Raw genomic sequence first — 17,044 nt, 5'->3', positions numbered from 1 at the left:
TACGTCACTTCGAGTAGTCTGCCTTGGGCGAGACGTATCGAGAAGTTTTATACAAAGGTTCTCGATACAAAATTATTTTCCACTTCATTACAAATAATTTCACTCGAACTGACGAAGGTTTTAATTTAATAATAAGAAATGAACAAACTAAAATATATCGCCATTCTGGCATTTTTGGGAACAGTCGGAATCTCAGAATTAGGTGCTCAAATCAAAGAAGAGCAATTGATTCTTAACAGAAAACGTGAACCCGAAGTCAAGAAAATTGAGAAGAAGAAAACCTCTGTTATTCAGGAAAAAAACTATCCGCCGAATAATAAAAAGAAGGAAGATTCACTCAATCTGAAATATGACATCGTGAATGTCCCGCCGGTTTCGGACTTCAAAACAACCGAAATCCAAGGTGAAGATATCTCTCCAAAATTCTCCAATGATTATCAGTCTAATTATTTCAGATTAGGTTATGGGAATTATGGAAAGTTTTTGGCAGATGCTAATGTTTCAGGAAAAGTGCAGGAGAATGTAGAAGTAGGAGCGGATGTCCATTATTTGTCAACTTCGGGACTGAAAAAGGAATATGATTGGTCTTCAAAGCAAAATCAAGCAAAGATAGGTGGCTATGCTAATATCTATACAGAAAAAGGTAAGTTTAATATTGATGCCAATTATGCTTTCAATAATTATAATTATTACGGAATTTATGCTTTAACACCGCCAAATAATGATGTTGATTTAGAACAAAAAGTTAACAAATTCAGTGTGAATGGTTATTATGACCATTACTCGAATGATATTCTGAACAATGTTCGTGTGAAATCTTATTTCTTAAGCGACCATTTTGGAGCAAATGAAAATTACGCCAATGCAGAACTGAATTTGTCAAAACACGATTTTTCTGTTTATGATGATATTACAGCCAACGGAGATTTGGGAATCAACCTGGAAACGGTTAATTCTAAATTTGATATCCTGAATAAGAACACCAACAATCAGTTCAATTTTACATTGTCGCCAAAAGTGACTTTCTACAAAGGCGATTCTTACTTGTTGATTGGTTCTGATTTCAGTTTCCTTAATTCTAAAAATTCAAACAACATAACTGAAGAATCAAAGAATAATAAATTCTACTGGTTTCCAAAAGCGGAAGTTTTGGTTGCAGCAGCGGATGAATTCAAATTCTACGGAGGAATTGACGGCGGTTTAAAACTCAATACTTATGGAAATTTGTTAGATGAAAATCCGTTTTTGATTTCTGATTTGGTTTTAACGCCAACTGAAACTAAATATCATTTCTATTTCGGTTTGAAAGGAGATGTTGATCAGACTTTCAAATATGATGTGAACGCAGGTTTCAGCAAAGTGAATAACGCTCAATTCTTCTACAATAATAATTTGTTTGATTCTAATATTGCTGCTGACAGACAAAGTTACGATTACGCGAATACTTTCAGTTCTATTTATGACAATGGAACTTTGATGGAAGTAAAAGGTGATTTGCAGGTCTTTCCAATGGAAAATCTAACTGTGGATGCAGGTTTACATTTTATGAAATACAAATTGGATAATCTGGAAGAAGTTTATTACAAACCATTATTCCAGTTCAATCTTGGCGCAAAATATACAATGCTAGAGAAAAAACTAAACCTTGGTTTCAAAGCTTATTTCGTAACCGATATAACATCTAATTCTTATTCTGTCGTAACCACTTTTCCAGCCTTTAGTATGCAAGAGAATGTGAATGAGAAAGTTGGCGGTTATGCAGATATTAATCTTTCGGCAGAGTACAAGATTTACAAAAATTTCAGTATTTTCGCACTCGGAAATAATCTTCTTGGTGCCAAATATCAGAATTACTTGGGCTACAAAGTTTTGGGAGCACAGGTTGTAGGAGGTGTGAAGATTACGTTCTAAAAATAATTGATAGATGATAATTGATGAGAGATGTTGTATCATTTATAATTCATCAATTATCATTTATAGAAAAGGCCTCGTAGTTCAACTGGATAGAATATCGGATTTCGGCTCCGAGGGTTAGGGGTTCGAATCCCTTCGAGGTCACAAGTTATGTAGAAACCAGATAACAATTTTTGTTGTCTGGTTTTTTTTTGCGTCATTTTCTATATCACCAAGTCATGCTTAGAACAATTATAGAAAAATCTTATTATTTTGATGATTTGAAAGTTTATTTTAACAAAATTTAATTCTTAGGTTTCGTACTTGTACAAAAGTTTATCGTAATTTTGCTGTCACGATGAACCGAGGTTTTTTCCAATATTTATACAGTTTATTATTTGCGTTACTTACCATTTTAGGTTTGTATTATGGGCAGGTAGAACAGTATATGTCTACTGGTGATTCATCCGATTTAGATTTTGTAGCAGATATTCAGATTAAGGAAAATAGAACAGGAGATAACTCTTTTGATATTTTTACTCAGCAGGATAAAAGCACAACCTATGACCTTAGTCGGCCTTACTACAGCAAAATAAGAGCTTTATCTGAAATTGAAACTGAAACTGATGAGAAGGTAGAAACGTCTTCTTTTCCAGAATTGGCAATATTTTTTAGAGAAGACTTTTGGAGGCTGATGTCTGGCTTTGTCAATCGCTATCACGATAAGCAAAATGCTATTTCTTTGGCTCATTCTGAGCAATTAAGCCTTTCTGATGATGATCTATACATCCAGTATAGAGTCATTAGACTGTGATTTTATAATATTTTTTTTCGAAAGACTTTAGGTTTTCACGAGGTATTGTGGAAGCTTATATCCTTATTTTCAATTTAAAATTATTATAAAATATTATTTATCATGGTCAAGAAAAGTCTCATGTATATCAATATGTGCCTTATTTTTTGGTGCATAAGCTGCCAGCAGGAAAAGAAAGAAAAAGTTGAGGAGGCTTCCTTCAACGTATCAAGTCCTCTTGTAAAAGACACTTTAATTAATAAAGATTATGTTGCGCAGATTCGTTCGATTAATCATATTGAACTTCGTTCTCAGGAAAGAGGATATATTCAGTCGATTTTTGTGGACGAAGGTCAATTTGTTCAGAAAGGTCAGCTTTTATTTAAAATTCAGCCTAATTTGTATCAAGCTGATGTAAATAGCGCAAAAGCCGAAGCTAGATACGCAGAAATCGAATATCAAAACACAAAAAATCTTTCCGATAAAGACATTGTAGCGCCACAGGAAATGGCAATGGCGAAAGCAAGATACGACAAAGCGAAAGCTGAACTTGCTTCTACAAACACACACTTAGGTTTTACGGAAATCAGAGCTCCTTTTAGCGGAATTGTTGGGAAATTACATGTAAGAAAAGGAAGTCTTGTGGATGAAGGGGAGTTGATCACAGAACTTTCTGATAACAGTAGAATGTGGGTTTATTTTAATGTTCCCGAAGCAGAATATCTTAATCAAATGGATTCTCAAAAAGGAAAAGAACCTCTTCATGTGAAGTTGAGAATGGCAAACGGAAAAGAATTCAGCCAGGAAGGTCTTGTAGAAGTTATAGAATCTGACTTTAACAATGAAACAGGTAATATCGAGTATAGAGCTACTTTTCCCAACCCACAAGGCTTGCTTCGTTACGGACAAACGGGAAATATTGTCATCACTTCGCCTTACGCCAATGCTTTGATGATTCCACAAAAAGCAACTTTTGAAGTTTTAGAGAAAAAGTATGTATATGTTGTAGATAAAAATAACATTGCAAAGGCAAGAGAAATAAAAGTTGCAGCAGAATTACCACATATTTATGTTGTTGCATCTGGATTAAATAAAGAAGACAGAATAGTTTTAGAAGGACTTAGAAAGATTCAAAACAATCAAAAAATTAAGGTTAAATATCTTCAGCCTCAGCAGGTGATGTCCGATTTAGATTTGTATTCAGAATAATTAAAATTGCATAAATATGTTCAAGAAAATAATTCACCGACCAGTTTTTGCAATTGTAATTTCGGTTATTATCCTGTTTGTAGGAGGTCTAGCAATTAAACAACTACCGACAGAACAATTTCCACAGATTGCACCAACAACTGTTGCGGTAAGTATAGCATATCCGGGATCTAGCGCGGATGTATTGGTAAAGTCATCATTAATTACCATAGAAAATGCAGTAAACGGTGTTCAGGGAATGAGATATATGTCTACAGATGCTACCAGTGCCGGAGAAGCAACAGTAAATGTTGTCTTTGATCCCGGCACAGATCCCAATATCGCAACCGTTTTGGTAAAAACAAGAATCGATCAGGTAATGCCGTTGTTACCGGAGCTTGTACAAAAAGAAGGGGTTATTGTAAACCCTGTACAGCCAAGTATGTTGATGTACGTGAATCTTTATAGTAAAGATAAAAGTATGGATGAGAAGTTTCTATACAATTATTCTACTGTAAATGTTATTCCGGAAATTAACCGTATTCCGGGGATTGCAAGATCACAGATTTTAGGAAGTAGAAGATATGCGATGCGTATTTGGCTAAATCCTGAAAGAATGAGAGCTTATGATATTTCTGTAGATGAAGTTATGAAAGCTATTGGTGAGCAAAGTATCATCGGGCGTCCTGGTAGAATTGGACAAAGTTCCGGTATCGCTGCACAAACACTGGAATATGTATTGACCTACAAAGGACAATATAACAAGCCGGAGGAGTATGAGAATATCATTGTCAGAGCAAATTCTGATGGAGAAAATGTAAAATTAAAAGACATTGGTAAAGTAGAATTAGGAAGTGAGTTTTTTGATATTTATTCTAATTTAGACGGTCATCCTTCCGCTTCAATTGTATTAAAACAAAATTACGGAAGTAACGCAAGCGACGTAATTAAAGGAATTAAATCTAAAATGGAAGAATTGAAAAAGAATTTTCCTCCAGGTGTAGATTATAAAATCAGTTATGATGTTTCGAAATTTTTGGATGCTTCTATTGAGCAGGTTGTCGATACATTACGAGATGCCTTTGTATTGGTTGCCATTGTTGTTTTCATATTTTTAGGAGACTGGCGTTCAACATTAATTCCGATTATTGCTGTACCTGTTTCATTAATTGGAGCATTTTTCGTTATGCAGTTGTTTGGATTAACAATAAACCTTGTAACGTTATTCGCATTGGTATTGGCAATTGGTATTGTGGTCGATGATGCCATTGTTGTTGTGGAAGCTGTTCACGCTAAAATGGAAGAAAAAAATCAAAGTCCGTTTAAAGCTGTTCAAGAGGTAATGGGAGAGATTTCAGGTGCTATTATTGCGATTACTGCTGTTATGGTTTCTGTATTCTTGCCAATCTCATTTATGTCAGGTCCCGTGGGAACTTTCTTTAGACAATTCTCTATTACGATGGCAAGTTCTATTGTGATTTCGGCGTTAATCGCTCTTACCTTAACACCGGTTTTGTGTGCAATGTTGCTGAAAAATAATCATGGAAAACCTAAGAAAGTAAATCTATTTACAAAGTTTATTGATTCTTTTAATAGCTTATTTGATAAATTAACGGGCAGATACTCAGCATTATTAAAAAGAATTGTCACAAGAAGAACTCTAACTTGGGGAGTTTTAGCGGTTTTCAGTGCCGGAATTTTCTTCGTTAATAAAAACTTACCGGGAGGTTTCATTCCAACAGAAGATCAGGGAACGATCTACGCAATTATTCAGACACCGCCAGGATCAACATTAGAGCAAACAAACAAAATTTCCAGAGAATTACAAGGTATTGCAGAAAAAGTGGATGGTGTGGAATCTGTTTCTTCTTTAGCAGGTTACGAGATTATGACAGAAGGTAGAGGTTCAAACGCAGGTACGTGTTTAATTAACCTTAAACCTTGGTCAGACAGAGAACATTCTGTAAAAGAAGTAATGGAAGAATTAGAAGAAAAATCAAAAGATTTAGGAGCTACCATCGAGTTTTTCGAACCGCCAGCGGTTCCGGGATTTGGTTCTTCAGGAGGTTTCTCAATGAGATTATTAGACATCAACAGAGATACAAATTATCAGGAATTTGATAAAGTGAATAAAGATTTCATGGCAGAATTAAAAAAGCGTAAAGAACTTACAGGCGTATTTACATTTTTCGCTGCCAACTATCCGCAATACGAATTGGTATTTGATAATAATGCAGCCATGCAAAAAGGTGTTTCTATTGGTAAAGCAATGGATAATTTAAATATTCTAATTGGTAGTACCTATGAGCAGGGCTTCATTCGATTCGGACAATTCTTTAAAGTATATGTTCAGTCCGGTCCAGAGTTCAGAAGGTTACCAACAGATATTTTAAGTCTTTATGTTAAAAACGATAAAGACGAAATGGTTCCTTATTCTGCATTTATGACTATGAAGAAAACGCAGGGACCGAATGAAATTACACGTTATAATATGTACAATTCTGCTGCAATCAGAGGGCTTCCTGCTCCCGGATTTACCACCGCAGATGCAATTAAGGCAATCAACGAAACAGCTGTAGCTACGCTACCTCATGGTTACAAAGTAGCCTGGGAAGGTTTATCATATGACGAAGCAAATCGTGGTAACGAAGCCATTTATGTATTTCTGGTTGTTTTAATTTTCGTTTATCTGGTTTTAGCAGCGCAATACGAAAGTTTAATCTTACCGTTGGCTGTGATTACTTCTTTACCTGTCGGTCTTTTCGGATCTTTCTTTTTGTTGAAAGCAATGGGATTACAGAATGATATTTATGCGCAGGTTGGTCTTATCATGCTTGTCGGTTTATTAGGTAAAAACGCCGTTTTGATTGTTGAATTTGCCGTTCAGAAGCGCTTGGAAGGGATGTCGATTGCAGATGCAGCTATTGAAGGAGCAAAAGTTCGTTTCCGTCCGATTTTAATGACGTCGTTTGCATTTATTGCAGGGATGATTCCTTTGGTATTGGCTCACGGAGCAGGCGCGATCGGAAATCATACAATCGGAGCATCGGCGATGGGAGGAATGATATTCGGAACTGTTTTCGGAGTTGTCATCATCCCAGGACTCTATTACATATTTGCAAAATGGGCAGATGGTAAAAAAATGATTAAAGAAGAAGAAGAATCACCATTTAGCGAAGACATGATCCATTATGAATAAGAATACAATATATCAATATGCAGGTGTCGCTTTTTTACTATTAAGCCTTGCTGCCTGCAAACCTATAGAAATTGAACAAAGGGCTGAAAATAAAACAGTCCCCGAAAAATTTACAGGCGCAGAAAGTGACACTATCAACACAGGAAAACTGAAATGGAACGAATATTTCAGCGATCCGAATCTTCAAGGGTTAATTAACCAGGCTTTGCAGAACAATCAAGAATTGAATATTGTTCTTCAGGAAATTGAAATTTCTAAAAATGAAATCAAAGCCAAAAAAGGAGAATATCTACCATTTGTTGGTTTGAAAGCAGGTGCGGGTGTCGACAAAGTAAGCCGTTACACCAATATCGGAGCCATGGAAGCCAATACAGAAATGGAGCCGGGAAGAGAAATGCCGGATCCATTATTTGATTTCGGAGTAGGGGTTCAGGCGAAATGGGAAACGGATATCTGGGGTAAACTTCACAATGCTAAAAAAGCTCAGGTTCAGAGATATTTAGCAAGTGTTGAAGGAAAAAATTTCATGATCACGAATCTGATTTCAGAAATTGCAGAATCTTATTACGAGTTATTGGCTCTAGATAACGAATTGGTTATTTTAAATCAGAATATTAAAATTCAGAATGATGCGTTGAATATCATTAAAGATTTAAAAAAGAACGCCCGTTCCAATGAATTAGCCGTGAAGAGATTTCAGGCTCAGGTACTGAAAACGCAGGGAATGCAGTATGACATTCAGCAGAAAATCGTGGAAACGGAAAACAAGATTAATTATCTTGTCGGAAGATTTCCTCAACCTGTGGAAAGAAGCCAGAATGCATTCGATTCTATTATTCCGCAGACGGTTTATGCAGGAATTCCTTCAGAATTGTTGGAAAATCGTCCGGATATCAAACAGGCAGAATATGAGCTGGCTGCTTCAAAATTAGATATTAAATCGGCAAAAGCAAGATTTTATCCTTCTTTGGACATTGGTGCTGGAGTTGGATTACAAGCTTTTAATCCAACTTATATCATCAAACCAGAATCTTTCTTATTTTCTTTAGCAGGTGAACTGACAGCTCCGTTGATTAACAGAGCTGCAATTAAAGCAGCGTATTATAATGCCAATGCAAAACAGGTTCAGGCAGTTTATCATTATGAGCAGACGATTTTAGGTGCTTATATCGAAGTTGCCAATCAGTTGTCTAAAATTCATAATTTAGAAAACAGTCTGGATATCAAATCGAAAGAAGTTGATGCATTAACAAAATCAATAGATATTTCGAATGATTTGTTTAAATATGCCCGTGCAGATTATATGGAAGTTTTATTAACACAACGCGACGCTTTGGAATCCAAATTTGAGCTTGTGGAAAAGAAAGTGAATCAGCTTAAAGCAAGTGTTGCTGTTTACAGAGCGCTTGGAGGAGGTTGGGATCAAAACCCTTTGATTTCTCCTGATATCACAAAAAAATAATTATCATTGTTAAATTTTTTCTTGGAAAGAAGTCTGTCGTGAGATAGGCTTCTTTTTAATTTGAATAATTTAATTGAATGGTTTCTAAGAGAATGAAAATTGATGTAAATAAAAACTTTTAGACATGTTTAATTAATATAATTTTAAAATTTATTAACTTAAACGGTTAACCAAAAGTTAACTTGATACACAATAGTAGTAATGAAATATTAGATTTTTAATTACTTATTACTATTTAATTGTTTGATTATTAATCTGTTAAGTTATATTTATTGTTGAAATAAAAAACGTGCAATTTATACTTTTTTCTGACATTGAGAAAAAAAATAAGCTATTGTTTTTTTAATTTTTTATTAAATAATTTGCATAGTCAAAAAAGAACAATGAAGAAAGCATCCATCAAAGATATTGCTAGAATTGCAGGGGTTTCCGTTGCAACGGTTTCATATGTTCTGAATAAGAAAGAAGGGCAGAGAATCAGTGTAGAAACCAAGAAAAAAATTTTTGAAGTAGCTGAAACGATTAACTACACGCCAAACCGAATGGCTAGAAGTCTTAAGAATAACAGAACTAAATTGTTAGGTCTTATTGTAGCGGATATCTCCAATGAGTTCTATTCAACTATTGCAAGAAATCTAGAAGACAATGCGCTCAAACTTGGTTATACTTTGATTATTGGAAGTTCTGATGAAAATGCTGAAAAGTTTGAAAAACTGATTGAACTTTTTTCTCAGCAGCAGGTTGATGGGATGATTGTAGCTCCTGTTGCAGGATCTGAGGATTCACTTTTAAAGTTGCTCAACAAAAATTATCCAGTTGTTACAATTGACCGATACTTAAAAGGAGTCAACATTCCTGGAATTATTGTAAATAATAGAGAAATTGCGGAAAGCACAACGTCTATACTTTTAGAAAAAGATTTTGACAAAATCATTTATGTTGGTTATGATACTAAGTTGCAACATCTTTTGGATCGCCAGCAAGGTTTTGACGCAAGTATTGCAGAATCAAACAAAAATATCGCTGTTGAGAGAATTAAGGTGGGTTTAGATAATATTACAGAAGAGATTCACAATCAACTTGCGAATGCTTTAGGTGAAAATCCTAAAAATACGGCATTGTATCTTTCTAGTAACAAGCTTGCTGTTGCCGGTTTGTCTTATCTTATCAAAAATAATATTAAAGTCCCCCAAGATGTTTCTGTTTTGGCTTTTGATGAGACAGAAGCTTACAAATTATTTCCAACTGATATTACTTATGTTAAGCAACCTTTGGAACAAATGACTGATGAAGCGATTAAACTGCTTGATCTTCAAATTAATGAATATTCTAATACCTCAAAAAAAATAACATTATCAGGTGATTTAATCTTCAGAAAATCAATAAAATAATTTTTTTATCAATTAACTTAAACGTTTAATCTAAATATGAATAATAAAAAATCTTACGCAGTTTGTTTTGGAGAAGTTCTCTGGGATATTTTTCCGACCGGAAGTAGAGCTGGTGGTGCACCTTTCAATGTAGCTTACAATCTCGACAAAATGGGAGTTGAGGTTCAAATGATCAGCAAAGTTGGAAATGACGAACTTGGGAAAAATCTTTTGGAACAAATTGATAGTTGGGAAATTTCCACAAATCATATCCAAATTGACAATGAAAAACCGACTGGAACTGTTATCGCCAATTTTGACGAACACGGCGAAGCGCATTATGACATTGTAAATAATGTGGCTTGGGATAACATCCAGATTACGCCGGAGCAAAAAGAATTGATTCAGAATTCTGAGGCGTTTGTCTTCGGAAGTTTGATTGCCAGAAACGAAGAATCGAAAAATACACTTTTGGAACTGATAGAATTGTCAAAATTCCGAGTTTTTGATGTTAATTTCCGTCCGCCTTTCATAGATTTTGATTTAATCAAAACATTGCTTCACAAAGCCAATCTGGTGAAAATGAACAAAGCCGAATTAAGAACCATAATCGAGTTTCTTGGTGAAGAATATATCGATGAAGACACAAGTATCAAGCATATTCAAAATTATTTTGACTTAAATGAAATCGTTCTTACAAAAGGAAGCAAAGGCGCCAGATATTTTGTAGGAAACGAAAATTATACTTTTTCTGCAGTTTCAATAGACGTTCAGGATACAGTTGGAAGCGGAGATTCTTTTTTAGCAGGTTTTCTATCTAAAAGAATTCAAGGAAAAAATCCTCAAGAAATTATGAAACAAGGGGTTTCTTTGGGCGCATTTATCACTTCAAAATCTGGTGCTTGTCCAGATTATTCTTACGAAGAATTCAAATCTTTCCGAGAAGAACATTACAGTCAAACTATTTAAAATTACGAGTATGAATAATGCAAAATTTACAGAAAAGAAATACGTTGTTGTATTGGCATTCGTTATTTCATTATTTTTCTTTTGGGCAATTGCTTTGACGATGGGCGATGTTCTGAATAAGCATTTCCAGAATGTTCTGAATATCTCAAAATCAAAATCTGGACTGGTACAGCTTTCAATCTTCGGAGCCTATGCATTGATGGGAATTCCGGCCGGATTATTTATGAAAAAATTCGGGTATAAAATGGGTGTGATTTTAGGATTGTCACTTTTTACTTTAGGATCATTTCTTTTCATTCCGGCAGCCAACGACATGTCATTTAACTTTTTCCGAATTGCACTTTTCGTTTTGGCAATGGGAATGGCGACTTTGGAAACTGTAGCGCATCCTTTTGTCGCAGCATTAGGAAATGAAAAAACGAGCGATCAAAGGGTGAATTTCGCGCAGTCTTTCAATGGATTGGGAGCGATTATCGGTCCACTTTTAGGTGGTTATTTTATCTTCGGAAAGTCAGGATTGGATGACAATTCTTTGGATTCTGTCAAAAATCTTTATACTTGGATTGGCGTTGTTATTTTAACGATTACTATAGTTTTTTGTTTTATTAAAGTTCCAAGTTTGAAAGATCCTCACGCAGAAGATATTCAAATTTCAGAAGATGATTCTTCATCTATTTCAGATCCTCATGCACCACTTTACAAGCAGAGACATTTTATTTTTGCTGTTATTGCGCAGTTTTTCAATATCGCAGCACAAGGCGGAACTTGGGCTTATTTCATCAATTATGGTGTGGAAAAAATGCATCTTCCGGAATTACAAGCTTCCTATTATTTTTCATTAAGTATGGCTATGATGATGATCGGACGTTTTATAGGAACATTTCTGATGAAATTCATCGCTCCGAATAAACTTTTAGCAATTTTTACGGCTTGTAATATTGTGCTTTGTCTCATTATTTCTCAAAGTTTCGGTTGGGCATCTTTCATTAGTTTGATATTATTAAATCTATTCTTAAGTGTAATGTATCCAACGATTTTCAGTCTTGGATTGAAGAGATTGGGAAGCAAAGTTCCACAGGCTTCTTCTTTCCTAGTGATGGCAATGTTTGGAGGTGCTGTCTTCCCACCATTAATGGGTAAAATTGCCGAGAAAGATATTGCGCACGCTTATCTTTTGCCGATCATTTGTTATGTGATTATTCTATTATTTGCTTTGAAGTTCTACAAGCCAAAGACTCTTAAATAGACTATGAAAACTAATGTTTTTAAATATAGCTTTGGGATTTTACTTCTCATTGCTCAGATTTCTTTTGCTCAAATTGTAATCACAAACAAGGATTTTTCTTTCGGAACAACAGGAAGAATTGGCGCTGGATATTCTCCGAATGCGGATGGAAAAACAGGAAGACAACTGAATCTCAATAATCAAGGTTCTTTGGGCGGAAGAATGGATCAGGGCGATTATGTCGATTTTTTACCGGCTTTTCATTTCACACCAGTTGTGGATGGAGACAGTACAAAAAGCACCAAAATTGATATGCAGGCGAGATTGAGTTTCTATTCCGGCGGAACTTTCTTGGGAAATGTAGATTCAAAGTCAAATCAAGGGATGATTATCGCTTTGCCCGAAGCTTTTGTGGAAGCCAGAAATATTATGGGAAGTGATTGGGATGTTTGGGCAGGTTCAAGATGGTTGAGATATGACGATGTCCATATTGCTGACTATTTTTATTTTGATGACCACTCGGCGACGGGTTGGGGCGTTAGACATAAAAATACCAGATTTTCAATGTTTTTTCCTGCGGTGATAGATACGGCTTCAACTAATTCCACACCATATTCTTATACTAATGTTATCAGCGGAACAAAAAATCTGATTTACAGACAGAGAGAAGTTTTTATTTTGGAGCAGATTATTCCATTTAAAAATGATATTCATAAACTGAAACTTCTCGCAGAATTTCATAATGTGGAAAAATCCGGTGATAATTCTATGGAGCAGTATCCATCGGATAAGGGATGGGTTTTAGGTGCAAAACTGAATACGAATTTAAAAACAAAAATTACAGGTTCTTTCAACCAAATATCAATAAGATACGGAAACGGAATTGCCAACGGAGGAGATAGCGGAAATACCCAAACTTGGCGGACTTACGGTGCGCCTGAAGAAATTAATAAAACCTACAAAGGCGCCTATTCTTTAACGGCGGTTGAACATATTTTAATTAATCTTTCCAACAGATGGTCAGTCAACGCTTATGCAATTTATACCCAAAGCAAAGGCGGTTCGAACAGTAATAATAGAGCAATAGATTATTATCAAAGAGAGATTTTTAACAAAAAATCTGAATTCAACACAGGTCTTAGAGCAACTTATTATTTTAATAATTGGTTTCATATTCTCTACGAATTGCATTTTGCTACAAGGAAAGATGGTAATCAAAATCCAGCTTCGATGACAAAATTAGTTCTAGCTCCAACTATTGTTCCTACTGCGGAGAGAAGTGTTTGGGCAAGACCTCATATTCGTTTCATTGCAGAAGTTTCAAGATATAATGATCAGGCAATGAACACTCTTTATTCGCCATTTTTACAACAATCTGGTTCCAAAAGATTCGGGACTTATTTTGGAGTGAGGACAGAATGGTGGATTTTCTAATTAAATTTAAAATTAAATACAATGAACGTAAAATTTGGTGCTTCACTGCTATCTTGGATTACTCCAGTTTGGACACCGGAAGCAGGGAAATATGCGATAGAAAAAACAGCAAAAGCGGGTTTTGATTTGATAGAAATCTTGCTTCCAACTTCAATGGAATTCAATTCTAAAGAAGTAAAACAACAATTGAAAGATAACAATCTGGATGTAGTTTGCTCTCTGAATCTTCCCAAAGAAGCACATATTGCTTTTTATCCGGAGGTTGCAGAAAAACTGATAAAACAAGCAATTGATAAAACTTCAGAATTGGAAACCGATTTTTTGGGAGGTGTTCTTCACGGCGGAATCGGCGTTTTTTCAGGAAATCCTTTAACCGAAAATGAAGCTAAAACTATTGTAGAAGTTTGGAGTAAAGTTGCAGATTATGCTAAAGAAAAAGGCGTTAATATTGGAATTGAACCAATCAACCGTTACGAATCTTATGTTTGTAATACGGCAAAAAATGTGTTGGATTTAATTGAAAAAACAAAGAAAGACAATCTGTTTCTTCATCTCGATACTTTCCATTTGAATATTGAAGAGAACAATTTCTACGACCCGATTATTCTTGCAGGAAAAAAACTAAAACACGTCCACATCACAGAATCTCACCGCGGAATGCTCGGCGAAGGAACAGTTAATTGGGAAGAACTCTTCAAAGCTTTAAAAGAAATCAATTTTGAAGGAAATCTTGTTTTGGAAAACTTTTCATCTTCAATTTCTGGAATGCAGCAGATGGTTTCTCTTTGGCAGAAATCTCCTTATGATGCAGAGGAATTGGCTATAAGAAGCTTGGAGTTTTTGAAGGAAAATAGTTTTCAAAAGACGATGTAAAACTTTATTAATTTATTTTTGATTTTCTATTTACCACTTACTTGTCTAATTAGCTTTTAGCGACAATTATTAAAGTCATTTTCATAATGTTTATATTAAAAAGTTTTGTAATCAATTATCCCAATATAAAACGGTAAATTAAAATATTAAAAGAATAACATTTATCTTTGCGCCAGAAAATTTATGACAATACAAATAGCACATATCAATGTAAATCTGTGCGATAGCCCTTCATCAAAGGGACTATTAGGATGTGAACGGATGATATGGAATGAGGCGAAATGTGCTTGCTTTGAAAATTATTTACTGTAAACATGTAAAAATTTAATCAAAATACTACAGAAACGCCTCGATAATCGGGGCGTTTTTTGTGTTTTTAAGGTCAAAATTATTTAGAATGGAAAAAATAATCGATGCTTACTTGGTTTTAATTAAAAAAAATATAGGAAATATCTACAGAATAGACGAAGACCTGAAAGCAGGAAGAAAGAAAAAAGCCTGTGATAGGTTGAGAAATCTGATTAATGAATTTCCTGATGATATTTCTTTAAGAGAAAAGCTGGGACAAATTTATTTATGATTCGGGATTTAAAGATGAAGCTGGAAAGTTTTGGATTTTATCGGAACTTCAGAATTTTGAAATGAAAATTTTTAATCATTAACGAATTATTTGTTTAATCGATTGATGTTATTTTATCATGAAATATTTTATAAATAACAGTTGGCATTTGTACTCATAGATTCCTGATAGATAACCCAAACAATTGCAGTGTCAATTCAATAGAGGATTTATTTTAAGTCTTAACCTAATAATGTTAACTTAAATTCTTGAAGTTCCTTTTTTATCGTTTCCCTTTCAGGTTGAAAAAAAGATGTATTTTCTAGCAAATCTTCGTAGTAAGCAATTCCATTTAACAGATTTTGTTTGAATGTTTTCCATTTTTTCTGATTAAGAACATTCGAATCTCTGAGTGATTCCTGCATACCTTTTTTTAGATGGTCAACATACATTTTAAGTTCATTGATAAAAATATTAGGACGATACAAATCAGAAAGGATATTAGTATTTCCATAGATATGTTTTGTCATTTCAGAAAGAGACACTTCTTTGTCAAAATAGGCAAGATTGGGTCCTGGGCAAATAACAACGCCTTGCTTTTCACCTTTGATTTCTATGTCATTTTCTAAATAAGCAGAATTGGCAAGACCAACACATAAGCAGGCTTTCTCGGTAATTTTATTTTTTCGAATAGAGAATTGTTCTACACTGACTGTCGATTTTTCTTTTTCCAATGCTTCAAGTTTCAAAGTTTGATATTTTTTCGAAGCAGTGCAAATGCCTTCAGGAGTATATTCTTTACTTAGAGCCAAGAACTTTTTTGGGCAAGAGCTTCCCAGATTATTTTTAACTTCTTTTGATTTTCTCAGCAATTCATTAGAAGTGCCTTTGACCGTATTGAAAAGAACTCCCAAAGGTGAGAGATTACTGAGATAAAAATCATTTTCCTTGGCTTTAATAAGTAAACTTCTGGTTTCTTCATCTACCGAAGTCGCTTCTGGAACGAGCAAAAATGGTGAACCCCAGCCAACACTATCCAAATCATAATTGGACAATAGGAATTGATGCTCTTCTGCTGTTCCAACACCACCCTGAACTGTGATTTTTGTTTCCAATATTTCAGATGGAATGTTTCTGGATTTGGTTTTCAGAGCGTTTGTCAATAATGAATGGGCAGATTCGGTTAATTCATTTTTTCTTTGTTTGAATTCCTCCAAAATTGGTCCTAATAACAAACCTTCAGTAGCAAAAGCGTGACCGCCACAATTCAAGCCGGATTCTATTCTGTATTCGGAGACCCAAAGTCCTTTTTTTGCTAAAAAATTACCCTGAATCATCGCTGAGCGAAAATCACTTACCTTTAGAATAATTTTTTTCTTAAATTGATTATTAATATCTGGATAAAAATCTTCAAACTCTTCGATATAACTATACAATCTCGGATTAAGGCCTGCGGAAAGTACTACGGAAGAAGATAGTTTGCTGTGAGCGAATCCGCGTAAAGAAGCGTGTGCATCATTATAAATAACAGGCAACTGTTCTTTATTTTTAAAATTATCTTTATCCACTTTTGTCATAATATTGACATCTATAGAACCTGGTTTAAGATGCGTATCAATGAAGTTTTTTAAAGTTGAATTGAGATTGGTTTGACTTAAAAAGCTTTGAAGGTTTGATTTAATTATCGATGTATTGGGCAGAATATCAATGAAATTTTTCAGGGTTTCTTTTTTATGAATTAAATCTTCTTTGAAAGTTTTGAATTTTTCATTAACAATATCATCTACCATGTTGAGATACGCAGTAATTCTTTTAGCACGATGATCTTCGGATTTGATAGAGATATTTGAATAATCGAGGTTGAATTTTTGACTGTAGAAACTGCGCATCTTTTCTGTAATCTCGTCATCTATGATAGAAATTACTGAAGATATACCAAATTGGGCAATGCGAATCGGGCTGTCGATAGTGTAAGCTAGACCCATTACAGGAATATGAAAGCTGTGTAAAGGTTTGTTGAACATTTTTTTAGAAAAGAAATTAATTTTGAACTAATAGATTAGTCAGTAAGATATTTGT

The 17,044-nt window shown here is 34.5% G+C and carries 12 protein-coding genes and 1 tRNA gene; 12 read left to right on the top strand and 1 reads right to left on the bottom strand.

Annotation, left to right across the window (positions count from 1 at the left end; all coding sequences use genetic code 11):
• Window positions 1-138 precede the first annotated feature (138 nt).
• From RTY06_RS04005 to RTY06_RS03950, 12 genes are all read left to right on the top strand, one after another.
• Window positions 139-1,911, top strand: coding sequence for a TonB-dependent receptor (locus tag RTY06_RS04005; RefSeq protein ID WP_312822987.1), 1,773 nt, complete (start codon window positions 139-141; stop codon window positions 1,909-1,911).
• 73 nt (window positions 1,912-1,984) lie between these two features.
• Window positions 1,985-2,058: transfer RNA gene (locus tag RTY06_RS04000), tRNA-Arg, on the top strand.
• Between the two features lie 193 nt (window positions 2,059-2,251).
• Window positions 2,252-2,707: a hypothetical protein gene (locus tag RTY06_RS03995; RefSeq protein ID WP_312822986.1), complete on the top strand. Its 456-nt coding sequence runs from the start codon at window positions 2,252-2,254 to the stop codon at window positions 2,705-2,707.
• Between the two features lie 132 nt (window positions 2,708-2,839).
• Window positions 2,840-3,895 carry an efflux RND transporter periplasmic adaptor subunit gene (locus RTY06_RS03990; RefSeq protein WP_312822985.1) on the top strand — a complete coding sequence of 352 codons (1,056 nt, stop codon included), beginning with the start codon at window positions 2,840-2,842 and terminating at the stop codon, window positions 3,893-3,895.
• 16 nt (window positions 3,896-3,911) lie between these two features.
• Complete coding sequence (locus tag RTY06_RS03985; protein ID WP_312822984.1) at window positions 3,912-7,073, top strand: efflux RND transporter permease subunit; 3,162 nt, start codon at window positions 3,912-3,914, stop codon at window positions 7,071-7,073.
• Window positions 7,066-8,535, top strand: coding sequence for a TolC family protein (locus RTY06_RS03980; protein ID WP_312822982.1), 1,470 nt, complete (start codon window positions 7,066-7,068; stop codon window positions 8,533-8,535). Before RTY06_RS03985 ends, RTY06_RS03980 begins: the two co-directional genes overlap by 8 nt.
• A gap of 383 nt (window positions 8,536-8,918) precedes the next feature.
• Window positions 8,919-9,926, top strand: a complete 1,008-nt coding sequence (locus tag RTY06_RS03975; protein ID WP_312822980.1) for a LacI family DNA-binding transcriptional regulator — start codon at window positions 8,919-8,921, stop codon at window positions 9,924-9,926.
• A 36-nt stretch (window positions 9,927-9,962) separates the two neighbouring features.
• The gene (locus tag RTY06_RS03970) at window positions 9,963-10,874 is read left to right on the top strand and encodes a carbohydrate kinase (RefSeq protein ID WP_312822978.1); all 912 of its coding nucleotides are present in this window, start codon (window positions 9,963-9,965) and stop codon (window positions 10,872-10,874) included.
• A gap of 10 nt (window positions 10,875-10,884) precedes the next feature.
• Window positions 10,885-12,120, top strand: coding sequence for an L-fucose:H+ symporter permease (gene fucP, locus RTY06_RS03965; protein ID WP_312822977.1), 1,236 nt, complete (start codon window positions 10,885-10,887; stop codon window positions 12,118-12,120).
• A gap of 3 nt (window positions 12,121-12,123) precedes the next feature.
• Complete coding sequence (locus tag RTY06_RS03960; protein ID WP_312822976.1) at window positions 12,124-13,533, top strand: carbohydrate porin; 1,410 nt, start codon at window positions 12,124-12,126, stop codon at window positions 13,531-13,533.
• 21 nt (window positions 13,534-13,554) lie between these two features.
• Window positions 13,555-14,406 carry a sugar phosphate isomerase/epimerase family protein gene (locus RTY06_RS03955; protein ID WP_312822975.1) on the top strand — a complete coding sequence of 284 codons (852 nt, stop codon included), beginning with the start codon at window positions 13,555-13,557 and terminating at the stop codon, window positions 14,404-14,406.
• 397 nt (window positions 14,407-14,803) lie between these two features.
• Window positions 14,804-14,986 carry a DUF6584 family protein gene (locus tag RTY06_RS03950; protein ID WP_312822974.1) on the top strand — a complete coding sequence of 61 codons (183 nt, stop codon included), beginning with the start codon at window positions 14,804-14,806 and terminating at the stop codon, window positions 14,984-14,986.
• 221 nt (window positions 14,987-15,207) lie between these two features.
• On the opposite strand, the gene RTY06_RS03945 is transcribed toward RTY06_RS03950, so the two are convergent.
• Window positions 15,208-16,989, bottom strand: a complete 1,782-nt coding sequence (locus RTY06_RS03945; RefSeq protein ID WP_312822973.1) for a hypothetical protein — start codon at window positions 16,987-16,989, stop codon at window positions 15,208-15,210.
• Window positions 16,990-17,044: the final 55 nt, after the last annotated feature.

Source organism: Epilithonimonas sp. (genome assembly GCF_032055105.1).
In the GTDB taxonomy this organism is placed as follows: Bacteria; Bacteroidota; Bacteroidia; order Flavobacteriales; family Weeksellaceae; genus Epilithonimonas.
This window is presented reverse-complemented; position numbering and strand designations above follow the sequence as displayed.